The 6990-nt window shown below is 72.3% G+C and carries 8 protein-coding genes; 7 read left to right on the top strand and 1 reads right to left on the bottom strand.

All coding sequences use genetic code 11. The annotated features are described in order from the left end of the window. Positions 1-322: 322 nt before the first annotated feature. The 7 genes from AB8Z36_RS26355 to AB8Z36_RS26325 all read left to right on the top strand — a co-directional run bounded on the left by AB8Z36_RS26355 (position 323) and on the right by AB8Z36_RS26325 (position 6340). Complete coding sequence (locus tag AB8Z36_RS26355; RefSeq protein WP_369215867.1) at positions 323-811, top strand: NUDIX hydrolase; 489 nt, start codon at positions 323-325, stop codon at positions 809-811. A 55-nt stretch (positions 812-866) separates the two neighbouring features. Next, positions 867-1175, top strand: coding sequence for a DUF2469 domain-containing protein (locus tag AB8Z36_RS26350; protein ID WP_003965949.1), 309 nt, complete (start codon positions 867-869; stop codon positions 1173-1175). Positions 1176-1325: 150 nt separating this feature from the next. Beyond that, positions 1326-1703: a YraN family protein gene (locus AB8Z36_RS26345; RefSeq protein ID WP_369215866.1), complete on the top strand. Its 378-nt coding sequence runs from the start codon at positions 1326-1328 to the stop codon at positions 1701-1703. After that, positions 1703-3322: a YifB family Mg chelatase-like AAA ATPase gene (locus tag AB8Z36_RS26340; RefSeq protein ID WP_369215865.1), complete on the top strand. Its 1620-nt coding sequence runs from the start codon at positions 1703-1705 to the stop codon at positions 3320-3322. The genes AB8Z36_RS26345 and AB8Z36_RS26340 overlap by 1 nt, the downstream gene beginning before the upstream one ends. Further along, positions 3319-4479, top strand: coding sequence for a DNA-processing protein DprA (gene dprA, locus AB8Z36_RS26335; RefSeq protein ID WP_369215864.1), 1161 nt, complete (start codon positions 3319-3321; stop codon positions 4477-4479). Before AB8Z36_RS26340 ends, dprA begins: the two co-directional genes overlap by 4 nt. A 345-nt stretch (positions 4480-4824) precedes the next feature. Beyond that, positions 4825-5667, top strand: coding sequence for an RNA polymerase sigma factor WhiG (gene whiG / locus AB8Z36_RS26330; protein ID WP_369215863.1), 843 nt, complete (start codon positions 4825-4827; stop codon positions 5665-5667). Positions 5668-5782: 115 nt separating this feature from the next. After that, positions 5783-6340 carry a TetR/AcrR family transcriptional regulator gene (locus AB8Z36_RS26325; RefSeq protein ID WP_369215868.1) on the top strand — a complete coding sequence of 186 codons (558 nt, stop codon included), beginning with the start codon at positions 5783-5785 and terminating at the stop codon, positions 6338-6340. Positions 6341-6358: 18 nt separating this feature from the next. Here the strand turns inward: AB8Z36_RS26325 and AB8Z36_RS26320 are convergent. Then, positions 6359-6990, bottom strand: a 632-nt coding sequence (locus tag AB8Z36_RS26320) for a M23 family metallopeptidase (RefSeq protein ID WP_369215862.1), incomplete at its 5' end; no start/stop codon positions are given.

The raw sequence follows: 6990 nt of genomic DNA, 5'->3' as shown, positions 1-6990 counted from the left end.
GGAGCCTGGGGCGGCCGAGGAGGTTGTGGCGGCTCCGGGGGACGGGTCTGCTGCCGCTGGGGACGTGGCTTCCCGGCTTGGCGCGGAGGCTGCGTCCTCCCGGTCCGACACTGCGTCCGACACTGCGTCCGACACTGAGGCTGAGGCCTCTCGGCCCGTCACTGAGACCGGGTCCTCCCGGTCCGACACTGAGGCTGCGGCCTCCCGGTCCGACACTGAGGCTGAGGCCTCTCGGCCCGTCACTGAGACCGGGTCCTCCCGGTCCGACACTGAAGCCGCGGCTTCCCGGCCCGACACTCAGGCCGGGTCTTCCGGTGCCGTTGTGGGGCGTCCGCTGCGCAAGGTTGCGCGGGTGGTGGTCCTCGACCCCGAGGACCGCATTCTCCTGCTGCACGGCCACGAGCCCGCGGACCGGGCGGACGACTGGTGGTTCACGCCGGGCGGCGGCGTGGAGGGCGACGAGACACGGGAAGAGGCCGCGCTGCGTGAGCTGCGCGAGGAGACGGGCATCACAGAGGTGGAGCTCGGGCCCGTGCTGTGGCGCCGCGTCTGCTCCTTCCCCTTCGACGGGCGGCGCTGGGACCAGGACGAGTGGTACTACCTGGCCCGTACGGCGCAGACGGCCATCGCCGCCGAGGGCCTGACGGAGCTGGAGCGCCGCAGCGTCGCCGGAGCACGTTGGTGGACGTGCCGAGAACTGACCGAGGGTCATGAGACGGTGTACCCGACCAGACTCGCCGAGCTGTTGCGCAGACTGCTCGACGAAGGGCCCCCCGAGCGGCCCGAGATCCTCGACACGGAAATCGTGTAGGGGCTCACGGTGCTGACGCACAATGGGGGGACGCACGGCTGAAGGGGAACATGCCATGAGCGCCGAGGACCTCGAAAAGTACGAGACCGAGATGGAGCTGAAGCTCTACCGGGAGTACCGCGATGTCGTCGGACTGTTCAAATACGTGATCGAGACCGAGCGGCGCTTCTACCTCACCAATGACTACGAGATGCAGGTGCACTCGGTCCAGGGCGAGGTGTTCTTCGAAGTGTCGATGGCGGACGCGTGGGTGTGGGACATGTACAGACCGGCCCGGTTCGTGAAACAGGTCCGCGTTCTGACGTTCAAGGACGTGAACATCGAGGAGCTCAACAAGAGCGATCTCGAGCTGCCGGGCGGGTGAGGGCTGGCCGTGCGGCCGGTGCAGGCGGCGTGCTGGCGGGGCTGAGGCGCTCGTACGGGTGACGGAGTTTTCCACAACCGGCGAGTAACGCACCAAGATCCAATAGGTGCGGGCCGATCCGTGACCGTGTGTGTCGGAGGTGGTGCCGACATGAACGCACGCGGAGCACTCGGAAAGTACGGCGAAGACCTGGCCGCCCGACGGCTGGTCGAGTCGGGAATGACGGTCCTGGAGCGCAACTGGCGCGCAGGCAGGTCCGGCGAGATCGACATCGTGGCCGTGGACGGCGAGGCCCTCGTCGTCTGCGAGGTGAAGACGCGCAGGGCGGGCCTGATCGGCTCCGCGCTGTTCGAGCACCCGATGGCGGCCGTGGGCCCGGACAAGGCGGAGCGGCTGCGGCGGCTTGCCGAGCGCTGGATCGAGGAGCGCGGCGGTCCGCCACCGGGCGGCGTCCGCATCGACCTGGTCGGTGTCCTGCTGCCGCGACGCGGCGCCCCCGTGGTCGAGCACGCGCGGGGGGTGGCGTGATGGGCTTCGCGCGTACGTGCTCCGTGGCGCTGGTCGGGGTCGAAGGCGTCGTCGTCGAGGTGCAGGCGGGCCTTGAGCCGGGCGTGGCGGCGTTCACGCTGGTGGGCCTGCCGGACAAGAGCCTCACGGAGAGCCGTGACCGGGTCAGGGCCGCCGTGGTGAATTCCGGCGGGGAGTGGCCGCAGAAGAAGCTCACCGTGGGGCTGAGCCCGGCTTCGGTGCCGAAGGGCGGCAGTGGCTTCGACCTGGCGGTCGCCTGCGCGGTCCTCGGTGCGGCCGAGCGGATCGACCCCAGGGTGCTCGCCGACATCGTGATGATCGGGGAGCTGGGGCTCGACGGACGGGTCAGGCCGGTGCGGGGAGTCCTGCCCGCGGTTCTCGCGGCGGCGGACGCGGGCTATGAGCAGGTGGTCGTCCCCGAGTGCACCGCCGCCGAGGCCGCCCTGGTGCCGGGTGTGTCGGTGCTCGGTGTCCGCAGCCTGCGGCAGCTCATCGCGGTGCTCACGGACGAGCCGGTGCCCCACGAGGAGCCGGAGGAGCCGGGTCGGCCCGACCCGCTGCTCGCGGGCCTCTGCGTGCCTGGCACCGGAGTGGGGACGGGCCTGAGCAGCGCGCTGGACGACGCATACGCCCTCGATCTGGCGGACGTCGTGGGCCAGGCCGCCGCGCGGACCGCCATCGAGGTGGCCGCGGCGGGGGCGCACCACCTCTTCCTGCAAGGCCCGCCCGGGGCGGGGAAGACCATGCTCGCGGAGCGGCTGCCCGCGATCCTGCCGCCGCTGAGCCGCGAGGACTCCCTGGAGGTGACGGCCGTCCACTCGGTGGCGGGCATGCTGCCGCCGGGCAGGCCGATGCTGGACGTCGCGCCGTACTGCGCGCCCCACCACTCCGCGACGATGCAGTCCCTGGTCGGCGGCGGCAAGGGGCTGGCACGGCCGGGCGCCGTCTCACTGGCCCACCGCGGGGTGCTCTTCCTCGACGAGGCCCCGGAATTCAGCAGCCAGGCCCTGGACTCCCTGCGGCAGCCGCTCGAATCGGGGCACGTGGTCATCGCCCGGAGCGCGGGCGTGGTGCGGCTGCCCGCGAAGTTCCTGATGGTCCTCGCGGCCAACCCCTGTCCTTGCGGGCGGCACACGCTGCTCGGGGACGGCTGCGACTGCCCCGCCTCCGTCATCCGGCGCTATCAGGCCCGGCTCTCGGGGCCGCTCCTCGACCGGGTCGACCTGAAGGTGGAGGTGGAGGCCGTCACCCGGTCCGCACTGACGGGGTACGCCACGCGCGGTGAATCCACCCGAACCGTCGCCGACCGGGTGCGCGTCGCCCGCGAGCGAGCGGCGGCCCGCCTCTCCGGCACCGGCTGGCGGACCAACAGCGAGGTCCCCGGACACGCCCTGCGCACCCGCTGGCCCGCCGTCCCCGGCGCGCTGGACGCGGCCGAGCTGGATCTGGAGCGCGGCTTCCTCACCGCGCGCGGCCTCGACCGCGTCCTGCGCGTGGCATGGACCGTCGCCGACCTCGCGGGACACGACCGGCCCTGCGCCCAGGACGTCGCCCTGGCCCTGCAACTGCGGACAGGCATCGCCCGCGGCGTCCCGACGGCGATCGGGGCGGCGGGGTGACGGCGGCCGGGCCCCCGACCGACGAGGAGCGCCTGGCCAGGGCCGCCCTGACCCGGGTCCTTGAGCCCGGCGACACGATCGGCGGCCGGTGGCTGCGCGAGCTGGGCCCCGTCGAGGTGCTGCGCGGCCTCGGTGAGGAGGAGCCGCTGCCCGGGGTGAGCGTCCGGCGTTGGGAAGGGCTGCGGGCGCGCGCCGCCGAGCTTCGGCCGGAGCGGGATCTGACGGCGGCACGGCAGGTCGGGGCGCGGTTCGTCTGCCCGGGGGACACCGAGTGGCCGACACCGCTGGACGACCTGGGCGACGGGCGCCCGATCGGGCTCTGGGTGCGGGGCCGCCCCTCGCTGCGGATGTGGGCCCTGCGGTCGGTGGCCGTCGTCGGCTCACGGGCCTGCACGGAGTACGGCGCGCACATGGCGGCCGCGCTCGGTGCGGGGCTGGCCGAGCGGGGCTGGATCGTGGTCTCCGGCGGTGCGTACGGAGTGGACGGCGCCGCGCACCGCGGAGCCCTCGGTGCGGGCGGCGCCACCGTTGCCGTACTGGCGTGCGGGGTGGACCGGCCCTACCCACGCGGCCATGTCCGGTTGATCGGGCGGATCGCGGAACAGGGTCTCGTCGTCGGCGAGTTACCGCCGGGCGATCACCCGACGCCGAGCCGCTTCATCCTGCGGAACAGAGTGATCGCGGCCCTGACCAGGGGAACGGTGGTGGTCGAGGCCGCGTACCGCAGCGGGGCGCTCGCCACGGCCCGGTCCGCGCGGGAGCTCGGGCGCTTCACCATGGGGGTGCCGGGGCCCGTGACCAGCGGTCTTTCCGCCGGGGTGCATGAGCTGCTGCGGGGGGAGGGCGTCCTGGTGACCGATGCCGCGGAAGTCGTGGAACTGGTCGGGAACATGGGCGAGCTGGCTCCCGAGCGGCGCGGCCCGGTGCTGCCGCGCGATCTGCTCGACCCGGGGGCGGCGCGCGTCCTGGCGGCCCTGCCCGCGCGGGGGCGTGCGACGGCGCGTGTCGTCGCGGTCGGCAGCGGTACTACGGAGGATGACGCCGTAGGGCGCCTGTACGAACTTCAATCGATGGGGTTCGTCGAACGACACAGCGACGGTTGGCAGTTGACACGCCAGACGAACGCGGCCGTCTTCCCCGGTGGAGGTGAATCGTGACCGAGCGTGTTGCGCCGGACGGATGACCCTCGACGCCCCTTGCGAAAAGGCGGAGTTGATGCGTGGACGCCGTCACACAGTGCGACGGCGCGGACACCTTCGAGGCCCTAGCGGAACGTATCTGCGCACGCTTGAGCCCCTGGTCTTCGCAGACTGCGACACTTCAGTCACGCTACGCTCACGAGCATTCCGACGCGGACAGGCAACCAGACGGACAACCTCATTCACTTCACGGACACTTCCCACCGCAGCGGCGCGAGCGGCACCGGCTATGTCACCGCTCCGCGCGACCAGACCGACCGACACGACCTCACCGGTACACGGCAGAACGGCTCAAGGCGAAGAATGCCCCAGCACATCTCAGGGTCCGACCGGGCAGCGGTTCCCCCCGCGGCCCGTAGCGGCGAGCAGGAGCGGCCCCCCGCCCCCTCGTCGCTGGACGAGCTGTGGCGCTCGTACAAGGAGACGGGGGACGGGCGGCTGCGGGAACAGCTGATCCTGCACTACTCGCCGCTGGTCAAGTACGTCGCGGGCCGGGTCAGCGTGGGTCTGCCGCCCAATGTGGAGCAGGCCGACTTCGTCTCGTCCGGGGTGTTCGGTCTGATCGACGCGATCGAGAAGTTCGACATCGAGCGGTCGATCAAGTTCGAGACCTATGCGATCACGCGGATCCGTGGCGCGATGATCGATGAGCTGCGGGCGCTCGACTGGATCCCGCGGTCCGTGCGGCAGAAGGCCCGCAATGTCGAGCGTGCCTACGCCACCCTTGAGGCGCAGCTCCGGCGGACCCCGTCGGAGGGTGAGGTCGCCGCCGAGATGGGCATCGCCGTGGAGGAACTGCACGCCATTTTCAGCCAGTTGTCGCTGGCGAACGTGGTGGCCCTTGAGGAACTGCTGCACGTCGGCGGTGACGGCGGCGACCGCCTCAGCCTGATGGACACGCTCGAGGACCACGCCGCCGACAATCCGGTGGAGGTGGCCGAGGACCGGGAGCTGCGCCGACTCCTCGCCAGGGCGATCAACACGCTGCCGGAGCGTGAGAAGACCGTCGTGACGCTCTACTACTACGAGGGCCTCACGCTCGCCGAGATCGGCAACGTCCTCGGGGTCACCGAGAGCCGGGTCAGCCAGATCCACACCAAGTCGGTGCTTCAGTTGCGGGCGAAGCTGGCGAGTTTTGGGCGCTGAGGGCGCGGAGCGAGCTGAATCGGTCCTTCCCGTTGCCGCCCGGGCGGGGGAGCGGCTCCCGTCCGCGGCGTCCCGTCCGTAAGGTGGAGCCGTGCCAAGGATTCGAGCGGCCTCAGTGGCCGAGCACCGGTCGATGCAGCGCGGGGCCCTGCTGGACGCCGCGCGGTCCCTGCTGTCCGAGGGCGGTACGGAGGCACTGACCTTCCCCGCCCTCGCCGAGCGCACCGGGCTCGCCCGGTCATCCGTGTATGAGTACTTCCGGTCGCGGGCCGCCGTGGTCGAAGAGCTGTGCGAGGTCGACTTCCCCGTCTGGGCGGCCGAGGTGTCGGCGGCGATGCAGGGTGCGGATTCGGCCGAGGGCAAGGTCGAGGCGTACGTCAGACGGCAGCTCGCCCTGGTGGGCGACCGGCGCCACCGGGCTGTGGTGGCCATCTCCGCGAGCGAACTCGACGCGGGGGCGCGGGAGAAGATCCGGGCCGCGCACGGCGGGCTCATCGCCATGATCGTCGAGGCGCTCGAAAGCCTCGGGCACGAGCAGCCGCGACTGGCCGCGATGCTGCTCCAGGGCGTGGTGGACGCGGCGGTGCGGCGGATCGAGCTGGGCGCGGCGGAGGACCCCGGGGCCATCACCGAGGCGGCGGTCTCCATGGCGTTGCGGGGCGTCCGGGGCTGAGGCCCGGCGGGCTCTCGCTCATGGCGCGGGCGCTCTCTCCGGTGGGCGCATGGACGCTTTCTCCGGTGGGCGTGTGAGCACCCTTTCCGGTGTGCGTGTGGGCGCTCTCTCCGGTGTGTGCGTGGGCGCCCGCTCCGGTGCGAGCCCTGGCGTCCTCGCTGGTACCTCCTCCGGGGCACCTTCCAGTGTCCCGTCCAGCTTTCCGTCCAGCGGCAGCAGTCGCGACGGGCCTCTTCGGAGCAGCCAGGGTGGGAGCAGGGTCAGTGGGTCCAGGTAGGTCTCGGCTCGGCGCAGGCCCCAGTGCAGGCAGCTCGCGGGGCAGTGGCCCGTGGGGGGTTCCAGGGTGCCGATCCGCTCGCCCGCGGTGACCTCGGCGCCCTTCTTCAGCGCCGGGCGCACCGGTTCGTAGGTCGTGCGGAGCGGAGGGTCGCCCGTGCCGTCCAGCTCCACTGACACGACACCTCGGCCCGCGACCCGCCCCGCGAAGGAGACCCGGCCGGGGGCGACCGCCCGCACCGGGCTGCCCGGGGGTGCGGCGAGGTCGACTCCCCGGTGCCCCGCGCCGTAGTCCGTCGTCGGCGGGTCCCAGGCGCGCAGGACCATGGGGCGGGTGCCGATTGGCCAGGTCGTGGCCGGGAAAGGGGCGGACG

Source organism: Streptomyces flavofungini (assembly GCF_041028215.1).
Lineage (GTDB): Bacteria > Actinomycetota > Actinomycetes > Streptomycetales > Streptomycetaceae > Streptomyces > Streptomyces flavofungini_B.
The sequence above is the reverse complement of the archived record's forward strand: the minus strand, read 5'-3'. Positions and strand labels throughout refer to the sequence as shown.

Coding starts and splice junctions, on each gene's coding strand:
- AB8Z36_RS26350 (WP_003965949.1), top strand. CDS start 867: ATGAGCGCCGAGGACCTCGAAAAGTACGAGACCGAGATGGAGCTGAAG.
- AB8Z36_RS26345 (WP_369215866.1), top strand. CDS start 1,326: ATGAACGCACGCGGAGCACTCGGAAAGTACGGCGAAGACCTGGCCGCC.
- AB8Z36_RS26340 (WP_369215865.1), top strand. CDS start 1,703: ATGGGCTTCGCGCGTACGTGCTCCGTGGCGCTGGTCGGGGTCGAAGGC.
- whiG (WP_369215863.1), top strand. CDS start 4,825: ATGCCCCAGCACATCTCAGGGTCCGACCGGGCAGCGGTTCCCCCCGCG.